Source organism: Pseudomonas orientalis (assembly GCF_001439815.1).
Taxonomy (GTDB): Bacteria; Pseudomonadota; Gammaproteobacteria; order Pseudomonadales; family Pseudomonadaceae; genus Aquipseudomonas; species Aquipseudomonas orientalis.
This window is the reverse complement of the sequence record NZ_JYLM01000004.1, coordinates 172645-193209: the sequence shown is the minus strand read 5'-3', so window position 1 is coordinate 193209 and position 20565 is coordinate 172645. Positions and strand designations below refer to the sequence as shown.

Genomic DNA, 20565 nt, shown 5'->3' with positions numbered 1-20565 from the left:
GCTTTCCTGCCGTCCGGGTCAGCTTAAGCGATCCGATTCCCTGCCATTTTTCTCCGGGATACAGGTTTACGCAGATGAGCAAGACTTCTCTCGATAAGAGCAAGATCAAGTTCCTTCTTCTGGAAGGCGTCCACCCATCGGCTGTCGACGTTCTGAAAGCCGCCGGGTACACCAGCATTGAGTACATCACCAGTTCTCTGCCGGAAGCCCAGCTCAAGGAAAAGATCGCCGACGCGCACTTTATCGGCATTCGCTCCCGCACTCAGCTGACCGAAGAGATCTTCGACCACGCCAGGAAACTCGTGGCCGTCGGCTGTTTCTGCATCGGCACCAACCAGGTCGACCTCAACGCGGCGCGCGAGCGCGGTATCGCGGTGTTCAACGCACCGTATTCCAACACCCGTTCCGTTGCGGAACTGGTGCTGGCCGAGGCCATCCTGCTGCTGCGCGGTATCCCCGAGAAGAACGCTTCCTGCCACCGTGGCGGCTGGATCAAGAGCGCGGCCAATTCCTTCGAGATCCGCGGCAAGAAACTGGGTATCGTCGGTTACGGTTCGATCGGCACGCAGCTGTCGGTACTGGCAGAAGGCTTGGGGATGCAGGTGTTCTTCTACGACACCCTGACCAAGCTGCCGTTGGGCAACGCCACGCAAGTGTCGAGCCTGACCGAACTGCTGGGCATGTCCGATATCGTCACCCTGCACGTTCCGGAAACCGCCGAGACCCAGTGGATGATCGGCGAGAAGGAAATCCGCGCGATCAAGAAAGGCGGGATCCTGATCAACGCCGCACGCGGCACCGTGGTCGAGCTGGACGCCCTGGCCGACGCGATCAAGGACAAGCACCTGATCGGCGCCGCCATCGACGTGTTCCCGGTGGAGCCACGCTCCAACGACGACATCTTCGAAAGCCCGCTGCGCGGCCTGGACAACGTGATCCTGACCCCGCACATCGGCGGCTCCACCGCTGAAGCCCAGGCCAACATCGGCCTGGAAGTCTCGGAAAAACTGGTCAAGTACAGCGACAACGGTACCTCGGTCTCGTCCGTGAACTTCCCGGAAGTGGCCCTGCCGGCTCACCCTGGCAAGCACCGTCTGCTGCACATCCACCAGAACATTCCGGGTGTGATGATGGAGATCAACAAGGTGTTCGCGGAAAACGGCATCAACATCTCCGGTCAGTTCCTGCAGACCAACGAGAAGGTCGGCTACGTGGTCATCGACGTCGACGCCGAGTACTCGGACCTGGCGCAGGAAAAGCTGCAGCACATCAACGGCACAATTCGTAGCCGCGTGTTGTTCTAACGCTTCAAACGCTGCACAAAAAAAGGGAGACCCGCCGGGGTCTCCCTTTTTTTTGCCTGAACAAGGCTTACTTGACGTTAACCGTGATGACTTTCGAGGCAACCGTCGGGTTGAACTGCATGTGCAGCTTGTCGCCCGCCACCAATTGCAAGGTGTGCTTGCCGGGGGTCAGGGTCAGTTCGGTCTCGGTCTGGGCCTTGCCGTAATGGATCACGGTGTCGGTGGCCGGGATCGGCAGTTTCGCGTCCGGCAATTCTTTTTGATCGATCAGCAAATGGTGATGACCGGTGCCGGGCGCCTGGTCAGTGGCCGGGGCCAATTTCAGGCCTTCCATGCCAAATTTCACGGTAAAGGTTTTATCGACGGTGGCGCCATCTTTCGGCGAAACGATAAATACCTTGGCACCTTCAGGCGGAGCGCTACGCGGGATACCGTCAGCGGCGGTCGCCAACATCGAAGCACCCAGCAACAGGCTGGCCAGGGTGGCACGGGACAAAAGGGCTTTCATTCGCTTCTCCAGTTTTTCGGTGAAATCTGTAGGGTTATGACAACTTCGCGGCAAATTGCTGTCCAAGGCACTCGACACCATAGCAAAACGATGCTGAACAGCGCCTCGTACATTCGAATTCCTTAGGAGTGACCATGCGCTTCTCGCCTGGCCTGTTACTGTTGCTTCCCCTTCTGAGTCCCTGGGCACATGCCGAGTTGATCGACGACGTCAACGATCGCGGTGAACTGCGCATCGCCCTCGAAGCCAACACCCCGCCCTTCAATTTCAAGGAAGGCGACAAGCTCACCGGTTTTGAAGTGGAACTGGGCGAGCAACTGGCCAAGGAAATGGACGTGCGTTCCTCGTTTATCACCACCGATGATGCCGACCTGCTGAACGGCGTGGCGACCGGCAAATACGATGTGGCAATCAACCATATCGCTATGACTGCCGAGCTGGAGGATCGTTTCGATTTCAGCGCCGCGTATAACGATAAACCTGAGCTGGTGATTCCGTTTCAGAAGGGCAACCCTGCGTTCAAGAGCAGCCTGGACGGGGCGTTGAAACGGGTAAAGGACGATGGCCGGTTAAAGGCGCTGGAAGAGAAGTGGCTCGACGGGAATGCACGCTAACCCATGTGGGAGGGGGCAAGCCCCCTCCCACATTTGCTCCCGGTGAGACTTTAGATATGGGGTCAGAACCTTTTGCCTGCTCAGAACGGCTCGTTGCCCCGCCGACGAAACCAGCCGGTCAGGGACAGGCGCTCGCGGGTGGCGGGCAGCACTTCATGGGGTACCTCGCCCGACAAAAACACCACCAGGCTGCCGCCGGTGGGCACCACGTCGTGTTCGATGCCGCCCTTGAGGTACATGCGCAGCTGACCGCCGTGTTCGGGCAGCCAGGCGTCGTTCAAATAGATCACCGCCGAGACCATGCGCCGATCATCGTCGCGAAAACGGTCCAGGTGCTTGAGGTAGAACGCCCCGGGCGGGTACATCGCGAAGTGGCTTTCGAAGTCTTCCAGGCCGAGGAACAAGCCACGGTTCATCGCCAGGCGCAGGCTGTCCATCACTGCCATGTAGGTGTCGCAGACGGCGGCGTCGCCCTCTTCCAGCCATTGGATATGATCGCCGCGAATCCCCTCGCGAATTTCCTGGGCCGGCCCGCGCCCCACGGCCGCCGGGGCCAGTTCACCTTCGGCCGCACGTTTACGGCACTCAGCCGCCAGCTCCAGGGTCAGAGTCTGGGGCAGGAAGGCATTCTGCTGCGACCAGCCTTTTTCGGCCAGGTCGTCGACAATGCGTTGCAGCAGTGGGTGATCGAGGGGTGTTTGCATGGCGCGCATAGTATCCATACGCCTGTGAATCCGACAGCGCCGTCGAGCGTCTGAATACACTTTAGTCAGGTGACTGATAGGACTTCTCGACAAATCCTACGCCCGACACGGACAATAGTGGCCGACTGACAGGAGTCCTTATGCGTCGTTTGTTTTTTTCCTTGCTGATGTTCTGCGTTTCGCCCGCCTGGGCAGACGGCCATGACCAGTTGTACGCAGTCGCCGGCTGGGCCGAACAACGTGCGCACTTCAACGACGCCCTCAGCGCCGCACAGCAGCGCTACCGCAACAGCCTGCCGCCGGCGGTGTACCAGGCGCTGGTGGACAACAGCAGCAAACGCTTCGCGGCCCAGGCCATGGACCAGCGTGCCGAAGCGCAATTGCGCAAACACCTGGCTGACCCGAAACCGGCCCTTGCGTTTTTCCAATCGCCCCTGGGCCGCAAGATTGTCGCCGCCGAGCTGCTGGCTACGCGTCGCGACCAATTGGCGAAAAACGCCCAGGGCCTGCCGAAAATCCAGGCCGACGCCACCCGCAGCCTGATCATCGGCCACTTGGCCCAGGCGCTGCCTGCGCGTGAAGCCGGCGCCGAAGTCAGCCTGGCGATTGCCGGCGTGGCGGCGGACAGCCTGAGCCAGATGATCCCCGGCCTGTTGGGCGGCGGTCAGGCCCAGGGCATGTTGAATGGGCAGCGTGAGCGCTTGATGCAGCAGATCGACAAGGATCTGAATAACACGCTGCTGTATGTCTACCGGGATCTATCTGACCCGGAACTGGAAGAGTTCGCGACGTTTGCCGAATCGCCGGAGGGGAAGGCGTATTACCAGGCGGCGCTGGCGGCCATCCGTGCGGGACTGGCTGTGGGCCAGAGCACCTCCAGCCTGTCGCAGTAAAAATGTGGGAGGGGGCTTGCCCCCGATTGCGGTGGGTCAGACAAACATTTTTTGCTGAAACACCGCTATCGGGGGCAAGCCCCCTCCCACATTTGAATTGCGTTACTTCAGTTGCTGCGTGAGAAAATTGAAGTACTCTTCGCGAATCTCGGGAATCTCATTGGCCAGATGATGCCGGCCGCGCTTGAGCATCAACACCTCGGGCTGATCGAACTTACTGCGCAGCACCTGCAGGTTGTGCTGCCAATCCACCGTCATATCCTCCTCGCCCTGCACGATCACTGGCCGCCGAGCGCTGCGCGGTGCGGCTTCGATGCGTTTGATCCAGCACGCCAGCGCGCCCACCCAGGCGGTGGGCAGTTGGCGCGGCTGCAACGGGTCGGCTTCGAGAAAAGGCCTGAATGCCGGGTCGTTGGAGTTATCGCTGAAACGTCGCGCGATGCCTTTGACGAACGGGCGCAGCAGGTAATAGCTGAGCTGCGACCAGCCCCAGGCTCGCGGACGCACCAGGGGCGAAAGTAGAAACGTCTTGCCCTGGGCCGGGCTTTCGTTGCCGTGGTTGAGCAGGTGGTCAACCACGATTGCGCCACCGGTGCTTTGCCCGAACAGGTGCCAGGGCTGCGGCAATTGCAAAGCCTTGGCCTCGGCGAACAGGGCCTGCACCACGTCCTGATACACCGCAAACTCGTCGATGCTGGCCCGTGTGCCGCTGGACAAGCCATGGCCCGGCAGGTCGCAGGCAATCACCACAAACCCCTGCTGCAGCGCCCAATCCACCGCATGGCGATACAGCCCCATGTGGTCGTAGAAGCCGTGGAACATGAACATCGTCGCCACCGGCGCCGAAGGCCACCACACCTGCGCAACCACCTCGAACCCGGCCACCTCCATACGCCCCAGGCGGCTCACGGCCTTGCGGGCCGGCAGGTCCAACCCGTAGAACCGCTGGTACACCCGCGCCTCGGCTGACAGCGGCTGCGCCTCCATCAGGGGCCGCAAGCTTTCGCGCAGATGATCAGGGTCAAAGGTGACGGGCATAAAGGCTTCCAGACTGACGGGTGAAGATGAATATCGAGCTGCGATATTCATCTGTCAGGACAAGCATGGCAAGCTACGCGACCTGCGAGGATACCTCTGAATGCGACAACCCTACCGCACTGCCCTGTTCGCCAGCCTGGTGCTGATTATCTGCGCCGGCGTGCTATGGGCCGCGTATGACTGGTTCCAGGGCCGTTACCTGCGCGCCTTCAGCGAGCACACGGCGGTATTCTCCGGCGATGCGCTGCAACTGCCCGCCGCACTCAGCGGCCCTGGCCCGATTCGCCTGGTGCACTTCTGGGACCCGGCCTGCCCGTGCAATGTCGGTAACCAGCAACACCTGGGCGAGCTGATCGAGCACTACGCGCCGCAAGGTGTCGAGTTCTATGCCCTGCAAAAAACCGGCAGCCACGGCGCCCTGCCGGACAACCTGCGCCGGATGAAAACCCTCGACGCCCTGCCCGGCGCCGACCAGGTACCGGCCAGCCCGGCCGTGGGCATTTGGGACCGTACGGGCAAACTCGCCTATTTCGGGCCGTACAGCGAAGGGCTGACCTGCAACGCCGGCAACAGCTTTATCGAGCCGATCCTCAAGGCCCTGCAGGCCGGACGCGAAGTGAATGCCACGCACACCCTGGCGGTGGGCTGCTATTGTTCGTGGCCTGGGCAACCGTAGTCCGTCCATTCTGGGTAAGGAAAGTCGATGAAGCGTGTCTTGCAGGCTCTCGTGGTGCTGGTTGTGCTGGTCGCCGTTGGCGCCGGCGGGTACATCTACAGCAAGCAACCCACCCGCCAGGGCACGGTCACGCTGGCGCACCTGCAAGGCTCGGTCACCGTACGCTATGACGACCGTGGCGTGCCGCATATCCGCGCCGAGAACGAGGCCGACCTGTACCGCGCGCTGGGCTATGTGCATGCCCAGGACCGGTTGTTCCAGATGGAGATCATGCGCCGCCTGGCCCGTGGCGAACTGGCCGAAGTGCTGGGGCCCAAGCTGCTGGAGACCGACAAGCTGTTTCGCAGCCTGCGCATTCGCGAGCGCGCCCTGAGCTACGTCGAGCACATGAACCCGGACTCGCCCGCCTGGAAGGCCTTGCAAGCCTACCTGGACGGCGTCAACCAATATCAGGCCAGCCACGCCAGCCCGATGGAGTTCGATGTGCTGGGCATTCCCAAGCGGCCCTTCACTGCCGAGGACTCCATCAGTGTCGCCGGGTACATGGCCTACAGCTTTGCCGCAGCCTTTCGTACCGAACCGGTGCTGACCTATGTGCGTGACCAGTTGGGCAGCGACTACCTCAAGGTCTTCGACCTCGACTGGCAGCCCAAAGGCGCGCTCAACCTGGCGGCCGGCGATTGGAAAAACCTCGGCGCCCTTGCCCGCTTGAGCGAACAGGCCCTGGCCGATAACGGCCTGCCGCAGTTCGAGGGCAGCAACGCCTGGGCCATCAGCGGCAACCGTACCAAAAGCGGCAAGCCGTTATTGGCCGGCGATCCGCATATTCGCTTTTCGGTGCCATCGGTGTGGTACGAGGCGCAGCTGTCGGCGCCTGGCTTTGAGTTGTATGGCTATCACAACGCGCTGGTGCCGGTGGCATTCCTGGGACACAACCTGGATTTCGGCTGGAGCCTGACCATGTTCCAGAACGACGACCTCGACCTGATCGCCGAGAAGGTCAACCCTGCCAACCCCAACCAGGTCTGGTATCACGGCCAGTGGGTCGACATGACCAGCAGCGAACAGCAAATCCAGGTCAAGGGCCAGGCCCCGGTCACGCTGACCCTGCGCCACTCGCCCCACGGTCCGATCGTCAATGACGTACTCGGTGAACAGGCCGGCGCCACGCCGATTGCCATGTGGTGGGCGTTCCTCGATACGGAAAACCCGATTCTCGAAGGCTTCTACCAGCTCAACCGCGCCGACACCCTGGCCAAGGCACGCGCTGCAGCGGCCAAGGTATCGGCGCCGGGCCTGAATATCGTGTGGGCCAATGCCCGGGGCGATATCGGCTGGTGGGCGGCGGCGCAATTGCCGATACGCCCGGCCGGCGTCAATCCGGGGTTCATCCTCGACGGCAGTACCACCCAGGCCGATAAAGTGGGCTTCTACCCGTTCAGCGCCAACCCCCAGGAAGAAAACCCGGCGCGCGGCTATGTGGTTTCCGCCAACGCCCAGCCGACATCGCCCACCGGCATGGAGATCCCTGGCTATTACAACCTGGCCGACCGTGGCCAGCAGTTGAATGCGCAATTGAGCGACAGCCGCGTGAAGTGGGACGTGGACAATAGCCAGGCCCTGCAACTGGGCACCACCACCGCCTTTGGCCCGCGACTGCTGGCGCCGCTGTTGCCGGTGCTGCGCGAGGTGGTCACAGACCCGGCGCAGTTGAAGCTGGTGGAGCAACTGGCAAGCTGGACAGGCGATTACCCGCTGGACTCCACCAGCGCCACCCTGTTCAACCAGTTGCTGTTCAACCTCGCCGATGCGACCTTTCACCCGAAACTGGGCGACGCGCTGTTCAAGACGCTGCTCGGCACCCGCGTGATCGACGCGGCCCTGCCACGCCTAGCCGCCACCCCGGATTCGCCCTGGTGGAACGGCACGCGGGCCGACACCGTCAAGCGGGCCTGGGACAACAGCCTGGCGCACCTGAAAGCCACCTTCGGCGATGACCCGTCCCAGTGGCAGTGGGGCAAAGCGCACACCCTGACCCACGGCCACCCGCTGGGTATGCAGAAGCCGCTGGACAAGCTCTTCAACGTCGGCCCCTTCGCGGCACCGGGCAGCCACGAAGTGCCGAACAACCAGACCGCCCTGATCGGCCCGGCACCCTGGCCGGTGACCTACGGCCCTTCGACCCGCCGCCTGATCGACTTCGCCGATCCTGCCCATGCCCTGACCATCAACCCGGTGGGACAAAGCGGCGTGCCGTTTGATGCGCACTACAGCGACCAGGCACAAACCTATATCGAAGGCGGGTATGAGCAGGCGCATTTCAGTGAAGAAGAAATCACGGCGAATACCCGTGGCACCTTGAAACTGTTGCCTGCCAGATAGTTAGGCTCCACTCGGTCAAAATGTGGGAGGGGGCTTGCCCCCGATGGCGGTGGGTCAGTCACATAGGTGCTGGCTGACACTCCCTCATCGGGGCAAGCCCCCTCCCACATTTACGGCGAAATTCAGCCTGAACTGCTGCGGCGTCACGCCCAGCCGGCGGTTGAACACACTGCGCATATGCTGGGCATCGCGAAACCCGCATTGATAGGCCACGGTCTTCAGCGGCGCGTGAGTGCTTTCGAGCATCACCCGCGCCGCGTCCACGCGCGCCCTCTCGACAAATTCCGCAGGCGTGATGCGCGCTTCACGGGCGAACACCCGGGAGAAATTGCGCGCGCTCATATTGGCCGCCCTGGCCAGGTCGGCAATGCCCAAATCCCCGGTCAGGTTCGCCAGCACGTACAACTGCACCAGCGCCACCGCCGAGGTGGTTTCGGCATGGGGCGTGAGGAACGGGCTGAACTGCGACTGGCCGCCCGCACGCTGGGTGAACACCACCAGGCGCTTGGCCACGCTCAATGCGACTTCCGGGCCATGGTCCTGGGCCAGCAGGTACAGCGACAGGTCGATCCCCGCCGTGACCCCGGCCGAGGTGTAGAGCTTGCCGTCCTGCACGTAGAGGCGGTCGGCTTCGACCTGGGCCGAGGGGCACAGGCGCGCCAGGCTGGCGGCATCATTCCAATGAGTAGTGACGGTTCTACCGTCCAGCAGACCAGCGCGGGCCAGCATGAAGGCGCCGTTGCAGATCGAGCCGAAGCGCTGTGCCCTGGCAGTGGCACCGCGCAGCCACTCATCAAACCGGGAGCCGAAATCCTCGAAGGGCAGTTGCGGGCCGCCCGCGACCAGCAACAGGTCGTAGGGCTGCAACGCTTCGCTGTAGTGCTTATGCGCCTGCAAGGACAAACCGTTCGAGCACGCCATCGTGCCGTGGCCCAGGCCAATGACTTCCAGGCGGTAGTGCTCTTCGGGCGCCAGGAAGCGGTTGGCCTCGCAGAACACATCCATCGGCCCGGTCACATCCAGTGACTGGACGCCGGGGAAGATCAGGATGGCGACGGTTTTGCTCATGAAGGCACACCTTTTTCCAACTGGATAAACACAAATCCCCCTCCCACACTTGGATTGTCGCAGGCCTTACCCTAGCCGATTTTGCCTTGGCACGAAGTGGTGGCACATTGGCCGAGAACGCTCCATCGTTGCGATGGCTCCATCGCGCACGCGCAACGAGACTGGACGCTTTCCAGAGGAGAGCCACCATGAGCACCACCATCGCCGGCATCAAAATCCCCGACAGCGCCCTGGCCAGGGCCACCACCGAATACATCCGCGACATTGAGTCGGACCTGCTCTACCACCACTCCCGTCGAGTATTCCTGTTCGGCGCCTTGAGCGGTGAGCGCAAGCAACTGGCCTACAACCCGGAGCTGTTGTACGTCGGCGCGATGTTCCACGACCTCGGCCTGGTGGAAGGCCATCGCAGCGACAATGAACGTTTCGAAGTGGACGGCGCCAACGCGGCGGCCGCCTTTCTCAAACCCTATGGGCTGAGCGATGACGATATCGAACAAGTGTGGCTTTCCATCGCCCTGCACACCACGCCGGGCGTGCCGCAGCATCTGCGCCCTACCGTGGCGCTGGTCACCGCCGGGGTGGAGATGGACGTGCTGGGCATGGACTACGCCGCATTTTCCACGGTGCAGCGCGAAGCGGTGGTGCATGCGCATCCACGCGGTGAGGGGTTCAAGGAATGCATCATCTGCGCATTCGCCGACGGCTTGCGCCACCGCCCGCAGACCACGTTTGGCAACGTGAAGACCGATGTGCTGGTGGATCAGGAGCCGGGGTTCAAGCCGATGAACTTTGTCGAGGTGATTCGCCAGTCGCCGTGGTCAGCTTAACCAGCCTGAAATGCAATCAAAATGTGGGAGGGGGCTTGCCCCCGATAGCGGAGTATCAGCCAAAGATTAGCTGGCTGACACACTGCAATCGGGGGCAAGCCCCCTCCCACATTTTTACCCAGTTCCGGCAGTTAGACCGGGGCTGGGGCGCGGCGCTTGTCCGGCTGCTGCCAGCCATCCGCCGCGGCCTCTTCGATGGCTTGCTGGATGGCTTTCTTGCGATGCTCTTCGGCACGGCGGCTGAAGAACCACACCAGGAAAGTCACCAGCGACACCGCCAGCAGGATCAGGCTCGCCACCGCGTTGATCTCGGGTTTGACCCCAAGACGCACCGCCGAAAACACTTCCATCGGCAAGGTGGTCGAACCCGGGCCCGATACGAAGCTGGCCAGTACCAGGTCGTCCAGGGACAGCGCGAACGACATCATGCCGCCCGCCGCCAGCGATGGCGCGATCATCGGAATGGTGATCAGGAAGAACACCTTCCACGGCCGTGCCCCCAGATCCATCGCCGCTTCTTCGATCGACAGGTCCAGCTCACGCAGGCGCGCCGACACCACCACCGCCACATACGCCGCGCAGAACGTCGTGTGGGCGATCCAGATGGTGACGATGCCACGCTCCTGGGGCCAGCCGATCATCTGCGCCATGGCCACGAACAGCAGCAACAGCGACAGACCGGTGATCACTTCCGGCATCACCAACGGCGCCGTGACCAGGCCGCCGAACAGCGTGCGGCCCTTGAACTGGCTGATACGCGTCAGCACGAACGCCGCCAGCGTACCCAGCGCCACCGCCGCCACCGCCGTGTAGCAGGCGATTTCCAGCGAACGCGCCACCGAGCCCATCAACTGGGTATTGTCCAGCAGGCCCACGTACCACTTGATCGACCAACCGCCCCACACCGTCACCAGCTTGGATTCGTTGAACGAGTAGATCACCAGGATCAGCATCGGCAGGTAGATGAACAACAACCCCACGACCAGCATGAAGCTGGAGAAACGAAAGCGTTTCATATCTTGCCCTCCAGCTCTTTGGCCTGACTGCGGTTGAACAGGATGATCGGCACGATCAGGATCGCCAGCATCACCACCGCCAGGGCGGACGCCACCGGCCAGTCACGGTTATTGAAGAATTCCTGCCACAGCACTTTACCGATCATCAGGGTTTCCGGGCCGCCGAGCAGTTCCGGGATCACGAACTCGCCCACCACCGGGATAAACACCAGCATGCAGCCGGCGATGATGCCGTTCTTGGACAGCGGCACGGTAATTTTCCAGAAGCTGTTGAAGGTGCTTGAGCCCAAGTCGGACGCGGCCTCCAGCAGGCTCTGGTCGTGCTTCACCAGGTTGGCGTACAGCGGCAGGATCATGAACGGCAGGTAGGAATAGACCACGCCGATATACACCGCGATATTGGTGTTGAGGATCTGCAGCGGCTCGTTGATCAGCCCCATGGACATCAGGAAGCCATTGAGCAGACCGTTGTTGCTCAGAATGCCCATCCACGCATACACGCGGATCAGGATCGCGGTCCAGGTCGGCATCATGATCAGCAGCACCAGCACGGTCTGCATCTCTTTGCGCGCAGTGGCGATGGCGTAGGCCATCGGGTAGCCGATCAGCAGGCACAGCAGCGTGCTGAAGAACGCCATCTTCAGCGAGCCCAGATAGGCAGCGATATACAGCTCGTCGCCCGCCAGCAAGCTGTAGTTGGCCAGGTTCAGCACCACTTGCAGCTTCTGCTCAACGTAGGTGTAGATCTCGGTGTAGGGCGGGATCGCCACGTCGGCTTCGGCAAAGCTGATTTTCAATACGATGAAAAACGGCAGTGCGAAAAACAGGAACAGCCAGAGGAAGGGAATCCCGATGACCACCTGCTTGCCACTGGGCACGATGCGATCCAAGCGCCGCTTGAATTTCTTCATGTTCATGAGCGCAGTACCACGCCGCTGTCGTCTTCCCACCAGACGTACACCTGGTCACCCCAGGTCGGACGCTGGCCACGGCGCTCGGCGTTGGCGACGAAGGACTGCACCAGCTTGCCGCTCGGCAGTTCCACGTAGAACACCGAGTGGCCGCCCAGGTAGGCGATGTCGTGCACCTTGCCGCTGGACCAGTTGTGCTCGCAGGTCGGCATTTGGGTGGTGACCAGCAGTTTTTCCGGGCGGATGGCGTAGGTCACCGACTTGTCTTCCACCGACGTGGCGATACCGTAGCCCACATAGATGTCGCGATCCAGGTCCGGGCACTTGAGCACGGCGTGGCCTTCGGCGTCGTCCACCACCTGGGTGTCGAAGATGTTGACGTTGCCGATGAACTCGCACACCAGGCGGCTGGTAGGGGTTTCGTAGATGTCGATGGGGCTGCCGATCTGGGCGATCCAGCCCAGGTGCATGATCGCGATGCGCTCGGCCATGGTCATGGCCTCTTCCTGGTCGTGGGTCACCATCACGCAGGTCACGCCGACGCGTTCGATGATCTCCACCAGCTCCAGTTGCATCTGCGAGCGCAGCTTCTTGTCCAGCGCCCCCATCGGCTCATCGAGCAGCAGCAGTTTCGGGCGTTTGGCCAGGGAACGGGCCAGGGCCACACGCTGGCGCTGGCCGCCGGACAACTGGTGCGGCTTGCGCTTGGCGTACTGGCTCATCTGCACCAGCTTGAGCATCTCGGCCACGCGGGCGTCAACCTCGGCCTTGGGGATCTTGTCCTGCTGCAGGCCGAACGCAATGTTCTGCGCCACGGTCATGTGCGGGAACAGGGCGTAGGATTGGAACATCATGTTGATCGGCCGCTCATAGGGCGGCATGTCGGTGATGTCCACACCGTCCAGGTAGATGCGGCCTTCAGTCGGGCGCTCGAAACCTGCGAGCATGCGCAGCAGGGTGGACTTGCCCGAACCCGAACCGCCGAGCAGGGCGAAGATCTCGCCTTTCTTGATTTCCAGGGACACATCGTCCACGGCAATCGTCTCGTCGAACTTCTTCGTGACCCGGTCGATTTTGACCAGCACCTTTTTCGGTGTCTGGTCGCCCTCGAGGGCTTTCTTGTAGGCGCCGGAGGCAACTGCCATTTACGAAACTCCCAACAAATTTGCAGTTCGCCCCAGGTGAGCGAACTTGGATAGTTTGAGCCTTACTTGCCCGTCTTGACCTTGGTCCAGCTACGGGTCATTAAACGCTGCACCTTCGGGGGTAGCTCGAAGTTGACGAATGTCCGATCGAGTACCGCCTGCGGTGGATAAACCGCTGCGTCGGTGCGTATCGATTGCTCCATCAGCGTGTCCGACCCGGGGTTGGGGTTGGCGTAACCGACGTAATCACTGACCTGGGCGATCACCTCAGGTTGCAGCAAATAGTTGATGAACGCGTGGGCTTCCTTGACGTTGGCAGCGTCCTTGGGGATCGCCAGCACGTCAAACCACAGGTTGCCGCCTTCCTTGGGAATTGCGTAGGCGATGTTCACGCCTTTGCCCGCCTCGCTTGCGCGGGCCTTGGCCTGGAACACATCGCCGGAGAAACCTGCCGCTACGCAAATGTTGCCGTTGGCCAGGTCCGAGATGTACTTGGAAGAATGGAAGTAGGTCACGTAAGGACGCACTTTGAGCAGCTTGGCTTCGGCCTTCTTGTAGTCTTCCGGGTTGCTGCTGTTGGGATCCAGGCCCATGTAGTTGAGCACCGCCGGCAGCATTTCATCCGCCGAGTCCATGAACGATACGCCGCACGTGGCCAGCTTCTTCATGTTTTCCGGCTCGAACAGCACGGCCCAGGAATCGATGTGGTCGACGCCCAGCACTTCCTTCACTTTATCGACGTTGTAGCCGATGCCGTTGGTGCCCCACAGGTACGGGACGGCGTACTGGTTGCCCGGGTCGTTTTTTTCCAGGCGTTTGAGCAACGCCGGGTCGAGGTTGGCGTAGTTCGTCAGCAGTGACTTGTCGAGCTTCTGGAACGCCCCGGCCTTGATCTGCTTGCCGAGAAAGTGGTTGGACGGCACGACCACATCGTAGCCGGTACGCCCGGCCAGCAGCTTGCCCTCCAGGGTTTCGTTGGAGTCGAAGACGTCATACACGGGCTTGATGCCGCTGGCTTTTTCGAAGTTGGCCAGGGTGTCGGTACCGATGTAGTCCGACCAGTTATAAATATGCACCGTGGGTGCGGCCTGCACGCTGACAGCCAGCGTGATACCTGCACCCACCTGCAAGGCTTTGCGAAATAAAGAAATTGGCAAGTGGAGGTCCTCTAAAATAGTTGGGCCTTAAAGTTGTTGCCCGGCAACAAAACCGGCGCGCAACTTACCCTCGATAAACCGATCCGGCAAAACTTTCTATCATTTAATTGTAGGAGCGAGCTTGCTCGCGAAGGTCGTCAACGATCATGCGGGGCATCAGGCACCCCGCAGCGCTCTTGAATTTTTCGCGAGCAAGCTCGCTCCTACAGGTTTTTTGCGTTACTTGCCCGATTTGATCTTGGTCCAGCTGCGGGTCATTTCACGCTGGGTTGCAGCCGGCAGGTCGGCAATGGCGTAGAGCTTGGCCTGCACGTCCGCTGGTGGGTAGATGCCCGGGTCGCTGGTGATGTCTTTGTCGACCAGTGCGGTGGCTTTCTCGTTACCGTTCGGGAAGCGCACGCTGTTGGTGATCGAAGCCATCACTTCCGGCTTGAGCAGGTAGTTCATGAAAGCGTAGGCGGCTTCGACGTTTTCAGCATCTTTCGGGATGGCGACCATGTCGAAGAAGCTGCCGGCGCCTTCTTTCGGAATGTCGTAGGCGACTTTGACTTTGCCACCGGCTTCAGCCGCACGGGACTTGGCCTGCTGGATGTCACCCGAGTAACCCACGGCCACGCAGATATTGCCGTTGGCCAGGTCCGAGATGTACTTGGACGAGTGGAAGTAGCCAATCGAAGGACGGATTTTCAGGAACAGGTCTTCGGCTTGCTTGAGGTCGGCTTTCTTCTGGGTGTCGGTCGGCAGGCCCAGGTAATGCAGCGCGATCGGCAGCATTTCGGTCGGCGAGTCGAGGAAACTCACGCCGCAGCTTTTCAGCTTGGCGATGTTTTCCGGCTTCATCAGCACATCCCACGAGTCGATCTTGTCCACGCCCAGCGCGGCCTTGACCTTCTCCGGGTTGTAGCCGATACCGATCGAGCCCCACATGTACGGGAACGCGTGCTTGTTGTCCGGGTCGCTGACCGACACGGCCTTGAGCAGGGATTTGTTCAGGTTGCTGTATTCAGGCAGCTTGGATGTGTCCAGCTCCTGATAGACGCCGGCCTTGATCTGCTTGGCGAGGAAGTTGTTCGACGGCACGACGATGTCATAGCCGGACTTGCCTGCCAGCAACTTGGCTTCCAGGGTCTCGTTGCTGTCGAACACGTCGTACACCACCTTGATGCCCGACTCTTTTTCAAAGTTGGCGATGGTGTCCGGTGCGATGTAGTCGGACCAGTTGTAGACGTGCAGGACTTTATTGTCCGCCTGGGCCGCGCCCGCCATTGCGCCCATCAGGGACAAGGCGAGGAGGGTCTTGCCAGCGTTTTTCAAACCTAATGCCTTCATTGGGTGATGCTCCGATTTTTTCTTTTTTGGGCCGCACGTTGTATATGTTTCGGGCCCAGCCAAAGGGCAACAAAACAGGACGACAGTCTGGCAAGTTCCGGGGCCCGCTTTCAACCGGCCCCCACATTTATCTACTCAGTCCTGCAATGCCGCCAACGTCAGGTCCAGGCACTGGCGGGCCTTGGTCACCAGCTCGTCGATTTCAGCCTTGCTGATCACCAGCGGCGGCGAAATGATCATGGTATCGCCCACGGCGCGCATGATCAGGCCATTCTCGAAGCAGAAGGTTCGGCAAATCATGCCGGCGCCCTTCCCTTCATGACGCTTGCGGGTGGCTTTATCCTGCACCAGCTCAATTGCACCGAGCATGCCCACACCGCGCACTTCACCCACCAGTGGATGGTCCGCCAGTTCCCGCAGACGTTTCTGCAAATACGGTGCCGTTTCTTCATGCACGCGGTTGACGATTTTTTCATCGCGCAGAATGCGGATGTTTTCCAGGGCCACCGCCGCCGCTACCGGGTGCCCGGAGTAGGTGAAACCGTGGTTGAAATCGCCGCCTTCGTTGAGCACGGCCACCACATCGTCGCGCACGATCAGGCCACCCATGGGCACGTAGCCCGAGGTCAGGCCCTTGGCGATGGTCATCATGTGTGGCTTGAGGTCGTAGAAATCGCTGCCGAACCACTGCCCGGTACGGCCGAAGCCGCAGATCACTTCATCGGCGACAAACAGAATGTCGTACTTGGCGAGGATTTGCTTGATGCGCGGCCAGTAGGTCTCAGGCGGCACGATCACACCGCCGGCGCCCTGGATCGGCTCGGCAATAAAGGCACCGACGTTGTCCACGCCCAGTTCCAGAATCTTCGCTTCCAACTGGTTGGCGGCCCAGATCCCGAATTCTTCAGGGCTCATGTCGCCGCCTTCGCCAAACCAGTACGGCTGGGCGATATGGGTGATGCCCGGGATCGGCAGGTCGCCCTGCTCATGCATATAGGTCATGCCGCCCAGGCTGGCGCCGGCCACGGTGGAGCCGTGGTAGCCATTCTTGCGGCTGATGATGGTTTTCTTGTTCGGCTGGCCCTTGATCGCCCAGTAGTGGCGAACCATGCGCAACATGGTGTCGTTGCCTTCGGAGCCGGAACCGGTGAAGAACACGTGGTTCATACCGGCCGGTGCGACTTCGGAAATGACTTTGGCCAGTTCGAGTACCGGCGGGTGAGCGGTCTGGAAGAACAGGTTGTAGTACGGCAGTTCTTTCATCTGTTTGGCGGCGGCGTCGGCCAGTTCATCGCGACCGTAACCGATCGCCACGCACCACAGGCCGGCCATGCCGTCGAGGATCTTGTTGCCTTCGCTGTCCCACAGGTAAACGCCGTGGGCTTTGGTGATGATCCTTGGGCCTTTCTCTTTCAATTGCTTGAAGTCGCTGAACGGCGCGAGGTGGTGATCATTGCTCAAGGCTTGCCATTCACGGGTTTGCGGGTTGTTGCTGGACATACCGATCTCCTAGACGTTTCGGTGAAGGGCGCGCCGTGTGCAGGGCGCGCCCGGCGCATCAGACGGCAAAGAGCAGGAATTCCCGCTCCCACGAACTGATCACGCGCTTGAAGTTTTCATGCTCGGCCCGCTTGACCGCGACGTAGCCTGTGATGAATTTCTGACCCAGGTATTTCTCGATGGTCTTGCTGTTTTCCATGCGTTCCAGCGCGTCTTCGATGGTCAACGGCAGGCGCAGGTTGCGGCGCTCGTAGCCACGGCCCACCACGGGTGCGCTCGGGTTATGACCTTCGACCATGCCGATGTAGCCGCACAGCAGGCTGGCGGCAATCGCCAGGTACGGGTTGGCGTCGGCGCCCGGCAAGCGGTTTTCCACGCGGCGGTTCTGCGGGCCGGCATCCGGTACGCGCAGGCCCACGGTGCGGTTCTCTTCACCCCATTCCACGTTGACCGGCGCCGAGGTGTCGGGCAGGAAGCGGCGGAATGAATTCACGTTGGGGGCGAATAAAGGCAGCAATTCGGGGATGAATTTCTGCAGGCCGCCAATGTGGTTGAGGAACAGCTGGCTCATGCTCCCGTCTTCGTTGGAGAAGACATTCTTGCCGGTGGCGATGTCGATGATGCTCTGGTGCAGGTGCATCGCACTGCCGGGCTCGCCGGTCATGGGCTTGGCCATGAAGGTGGCGGCCACATTGTGCTTGAGCGCCGCTTCACGCATGGTGCGCTTGAACACCAGGATCTGGTCGGCCAGGGACAGCGCATCGCCGTGACGGAAGTTGATTTCCATCTGTGCGGTGCCGTCTTCGTGGATCAGCGTGTCGAGGTCCAGCTCCTGCAGTTCGCACCAGTCGTAGACGTCTTCGAACAGCGGGTCGAATTCGTTGGCCGCTTCTATAGAGAAGGATTGACGACCGGTCTCCGGACGCCCGGAGCGGCCAATCGGCGGCTGCAGCGGGAAGTCCGGGTCTTCGCAGCGCTTGGTCAGGTAGAACTCCATCTCCGGCGCCACGATGGGCTGCCAGCCGCGGTCGGCGTAGAGCTTGAGGACTTTCTTGAGTACGTTGCGCGGCGACAGCTCGATCGGGTTGCCTTGCTTGTCGTAGGTGTCGTGGATGACCTGGGCGGTCGGCTCGATGGCCCAGGGCACCAGGAAGACTGCGTTCTGGTCGGGGCGGCAGATCATGTCGATGTCGGCCGGGTCGAGCAATTCGTAATAGATGTCGTCTTCGACATAGTCGCCGGTCACGGTCTGCAACAGAACGCTTTCGGGCAGGCGCATGCCTTTTTCGGCGATGAACTTGTTGGTCGGCGAGATCTTGCCCCGGGTGATGCCGGTGAGGTCGCCAATCATGCATTCGACTTCTGTGATCTTGTGGTCTTTCAACCAATCGGTGAGCTGGTCGAGGTTGTTACTCATAAATGCCTCTGGGCTGGGTTTCCTGGCATCCGTTAAAGGCCAGGCGTTGGTTGACGCAGCATCCGCGTCGTTTGTTCATTCAGGGTAGGAGCTTACCTGCCATTTGCTGCAACGTTGCATTCCTCACGCCAAACTTGTGCACAATTATGATCGGCACGGCGAATGAGGGCCGGTGACTGGCGCAGGAGTGGGCAAAGAAGAGGTCGGACGGGCCGTCAAGAATATTGGCCGGTGCGTGAGCATTCACGCGGGACGAACGGACTGCGGACAACACCTGGCTGATGCAGGCGCAGACGCCGATTGGCGGCAGGTGAAACATGAAGCACCCCGATATTATTGCTGTTATGGGTTTGAATCGAGCTTAGCCTTGTTCATTTTTTTACACAACACCCCCGTAAAAAATACAACACGGCCCGCTCAAGCCTGCCGGTCCCAAGACTGTGAAACCCAAAAAACCGCCCCAAAAAGCCCCAAAAAAGGCGCCGTGGCGCTTTTTCAGGGCAAAAAAGCCCTTGCTTGACTTCGGCATGCCGTTCGGGTTGACTGAAACCAGAAAAGATCAATGATTGATATTTTTAACAACAAAGGTGTTGCATCATGTCGGTACCCCCGCGTGCCGTTCAGCTTAACGAAGCGAACGCGTTCCTTAAGGATCATCCTGAGGTTCTGTACGTAGACCTTCTAATTGCGGATATGAATGGTGTGGTGCGCGGCAAGCGCATCGAACGCACCAGCCTCCACAAGGTTTACGAGAAGGGCATTAACCTGCCTGCCTCTTTATTTGCCCTGGATATCAACGGCTCTACGGTGGAAAGCACCGGCCTGGGCCTGGACATCGGTGATGCTGACCGAATCTGTTATCCCATCCCCGACACCCTGTGCAATGAGCCCTGGCAAAAGCGCCCAACCGCGCAACTGCTGATGACCATGCACGAACTGGAAGGTGAACCCTTCTTCGCCGATCCTCGCGAAGTGTTGCGCCAGGTCGTGAGCAAGTTCGACGACATGGGCCTGACCATCTGCGCCGCCTTCGAGCTCGAGTTCTACCTGATCGACCAGGAGAACGTGAACGGCCGCCCGCAACCGCCGCGCTCGCCGATCTCCGGCAAACGCCCGCACTCGACACAGGTCTACCTGATCGACGACCTCGACGAATACGTCGACTGCCTCCAGGACATCCTGGAAGGTGCCAAGGAGCAAGGCATCCCGGCCGATGCCATCGTCAAGGAAAGTGCCCCGGCGCAGTTCGAAGTGAACCTGCACCACGTCGCCGACCCGATCAAGGCCTGCGACTACGCGGTACTGCTCAAGCGCCTGATCAAGAACATCGCCTACGACCATGAGATGGACACCACCTTCATGGCCAAGCCTTACCCAGGCCAGGCAGGCAACGGTTTGCACGTGCACATCTCCATTCTGGACAAGGACGGCAAGAACATTTTTGCCAGCGAGGATCCCGAGCAGAACGCCGCATTGCGTCACGCGATCGGCGGTGTGCTCGAGACCCTGCCCGCCCAGATGGCGTTCCTGTGCCCTAACGTGAACTCCTACCGTCGTTTCGGTGCTCAGTTCTATGTACCGAACTCGCCGTGCTGGGGCCTGGATAACCGCACCGTGGCGATTCGCGTACCGACCGGCTCGTCCGATGCGGTGCGCATCGAACACCGCGTGGCCGGCGCCGACGCCAACCCTTACCTGCTGATGGCTTCGGTCCTGGCGGGCGTGCACCACGGTCTGACCAACAAGATCGAACCTGGCGCACCGGTGGAAGGCAACAGCTACGAGCAGAACGAACAAAGCCTGCCGAACAACCTGCGTGATGCACTGCGCGAGTTGGACGACAGCGAGGTAATGGCCAAGTACATTGATCCTAAATACATCGATATCTTTGTGGCCTGTAAGGAAAGTGAGTTGGAGGAGTTCGAACACTCCATCTCCGACCTTGAGTACAACTGGTACCTGCATACCGTGTAAGCGGTTGCGGTATTGAAGAAACGCCACAGGCTTCTGGGTCTGTGGCGTTTTTTATGGGGTTATCCAGGGAGACCGAGTCGGCCTCATCGGGTGCAAGCC

General features: G+C 60.7%; 18 protein-coding genes. 7 read left to right on the top strand and 11 right to left on the bottom strand.

Going from position 1 to position 20565, the window contains the following annotated elements; all coding sequences use genetic code 11:
- Nucleotides 1-74: 74 nt before the first annotated feature.
- Complete coding sequence (serA, locus tag TU82_RS12135; RefSeq protein ID WP_057723427.1) at nt 75-1304, top strand: phosphoglycerate dehydrogenase; 1230 nt, start codon at nt 75-77, stop codon at nt 1302-1304.
- Nucleotides 1305-1371: 67 nt separating this feature from the next.
- On the opposite strand, the gene TU82_RS12130 is transcribed toward serA, so the two are convergent.
- Nucleotides 1372-1812 (bottom strand): DUF4399 domain-containing protein, encoded by a 441-nt coding sequence (locus TU82_RS12130; RefSeq protein ID WP_057723426.1) that lies wholly within the window; start codon nt 1810-1812, stop codon nt 1372-1374.
- 134 nt (nt 1813-1946) lie between these two features.
- Here TU82_RS12130 and TU82_RS12125 point away from each other — a divergent pair, with 134 nt between their 5' ends.
- Nucleotides 1947-2426 (top strand): transporter substrate-binding domain-containing protein, encoded by a 480-nt coding sequence (locus TU82_RS12125; protein ID WP_057723425.1) that lies wholly within the window; start codon nt 1947-1949, stop codon nt 2424-2426.
- 80 nt (nt 2427-2506) lie between these two features.
- On the opposite strand, the gene TU82_RS12120 is transcribed toward TU82_RS12125, so the two are convergent.
- Complete coding sequence (locus tag TU82_RS12120; RefSeq protein ID WP_057723424.1) at nt 2507-3139, bottom strand: 2OG-Fe(II) oxygenase; 633 nt, start codon at nt 3137-3139, stop codon at nt 2507-2509.
- 131 nt (nt 3140-3270) lie between these two features.
- Here TU82_RS12120 and TU82_RS12115 point away from each other — a divergent pair, with 131 nt between their 5' ends.
- On the top strand, nt 3271-4023 hold the full coding sequence (locus TU82_RS12115; protein ID WP_057723423.1) for a DUF2059 domain-containing protein: 753 nt from the start codon (nt 3271-3273) through the stop codon (nt 4021-4023).
- 102 nt (nt 4024-4125) lie between these two features.
- On the opposite strand, the gene bipL is transcribed toward TU82_RS12115, so the two are convergent.
- Nucleotides 4126-5061, bottom strand: a complete 936-nt coding sequence (gene bipL / locus TU82_RS12110) for a phospholipase BipL (protein WP_057723422.1) — start codon at nt 5059-5061, stop codon at nt 4126-4128.
- Nucleotides 5062-5161: 100 nt separating this feature from the next.
- Here bipL and TU82_RS12105 point away from each other — a divergent pair, with 100 nt between their 5' ends.
- Together TU82_RS12105 and TU82_RS12100 are read left to right on the top strand one after the other, a co-directional pair.
- Nucleotides 5162-5737, top strand: a complete 576-nt coding sequence (locus TU82_RS12105; RefSeq protein ID WP_057723421.1) for a DUF6436 domain-containing protein — start codon at nt 5162-5164, stop codon at nt 5735-5737.
- A gap of 27 nt (nt 5738-5764) precedes the next feature.
- On the top strand, nt 5765-8119 hold the full coding sequence (locus TU82_RS12100) for a penicillin acylase family protein (RefSeq protein ID WP_057723420.1): 2355 nt from the start codon (nt 5765-5767) through the stop codon (nt 8117-8119).
- 84 nt (nt 8120-8203) lie between these two features.
- Here TU82_RS12100 and TU82_RS12095 read toward each other — a convergent pair whose 3' ends face one another.
- Nucleotides 8204-9187 carry a GlxA family transcriptional regulator gene (locus tag TU82_RS12095; RefSeq protein ID WP_057723419.1) on the bottom strand — a complete coding sequence of 328 codons (984 nt, stop codon included), beginning with the start codon at nt 9185-9187 and terminating at the stop codon, nt 8204-8206.
- Between the two features lie 188 nt (nt 9188-9375).
- Between TU82_RS12095 and TU82_RS12090 the strand changes: the two genes are divergently transcribed.
- Nucleotides 9376-10017 carry an HD domain-containing protein gene (locus TU82_RS12090; RefSeq protein WP_057723418.1) on the top strand — a complete coding sequence of 214 codons (642 nt, stop codon included), beginning with the start codon at nt 9376-9378 and terminating at the stop codon, nt 10015-10017.
- Between the two features lie 131 nt (nt 10018-10148).
- Here the strand turns inward: TU82_RS12090 and TU82_RS12085 are convergent, their stop codons facing one another.
- From TU82_RS12085 to TU82_RS12055, 7 genes are all read right to left on the bottom strand, one after another.
- Nucleotides 10149-11033: an ABC transporter permease subunit gene (locus TU82_RS12085; RefSeq protein WP_057723417.1), complete on the bottom strand. Its 885-nt coding sequence runs from the start codon at nt 11031-11033 to the stop codon at nt 10149-10151.
- Nucleotides 11030-11950: an ABC transporter permease subunit gene (locus tag TU82_RS12080; RefSeq protein ID WP_057014223.1), complete on the bottom strand. Its 921-nt coding sequence runs from the start codon at nt 11948-11950 to the stop codon at nt 11030-11032. The genes TU82_RS12085 and TU82_RS12080 overlap by 4 nt, the downstream gene beginning before the upstream one ends.
- On the bottom strand, nt 11947-13089 hold the full coding sequence (locus TU82_RS12075; protein ID WP_057723416.1) for an ABC transporter ATP-binding protein: 1143 nt from the start codon (nt 13087-13089) through the stop codon (nt 11947-11949). The genes TU82_RS12080 and TU82_RS12075 overlap by 4 nt, the downstream gene beginning before the upstream one ends.
- Nucleotides 13090-13151: 62 nt before the next feature.
- A complete protein-coding gene (locus tag TU82_RS12070; protein WP_057723415.1) occupies nt 13152-14246 on the bottom strand; it encodes a polyamine ABC transporter substrate-binding protein in 1095 nt (364 codons plus the stop codon).
- A 219-nt stretch (nt 14247-14465) separates the two neighbouring features.
- On the bottom strand, nt 14466-15560 hold the full coding sequence (locus tag TU82_RS12065) for a polyamine ABC transporter substrate-binding protein (protein ID WP_057723703.1): 1095 nt from the start codon (nt 15558-15560) through the stop codon (nt 14466-14468).
- 150 nt (nt 15561-15710) lie between these two features.
- A complete protein-coding gene (locus TU82_RS12060) occupies nt 15711-17075 on the bottom strand; it encodes an aspartate aminotransferase family protein (protein WP_057723414.1) in 1365 nt (454 codons plus the stop codon).
- Nucleotides 17076-17133: 58 nt separating this feature from the next.
- On the bottom strand, nt 17134-18492 hold the full coding sequence (locus tag TU82_RS12055; protein ID WP_057723413.1) for a glutamine synthetase family protein: 1359 nt from the start codon (nt 18490-18492) through the stop codon (nt 17134-17136).
- Nucleotides 18493-19089: 597 nt separating this feature from the next.
- Here TU82_RS12055 and TU82_RS12050 point away from each other — a divergent pair.
- Entirely contained in the window at nt 19090-20466 is a 1377-nt protein-coding gene (locus tag TU82_RS12050) for a glutamine synthetase family protein (RefSeq protein WP_003176781.1), read from the top strand.
- Nucleotides 20467-20565: the final 99 nt, after the last annotated feature.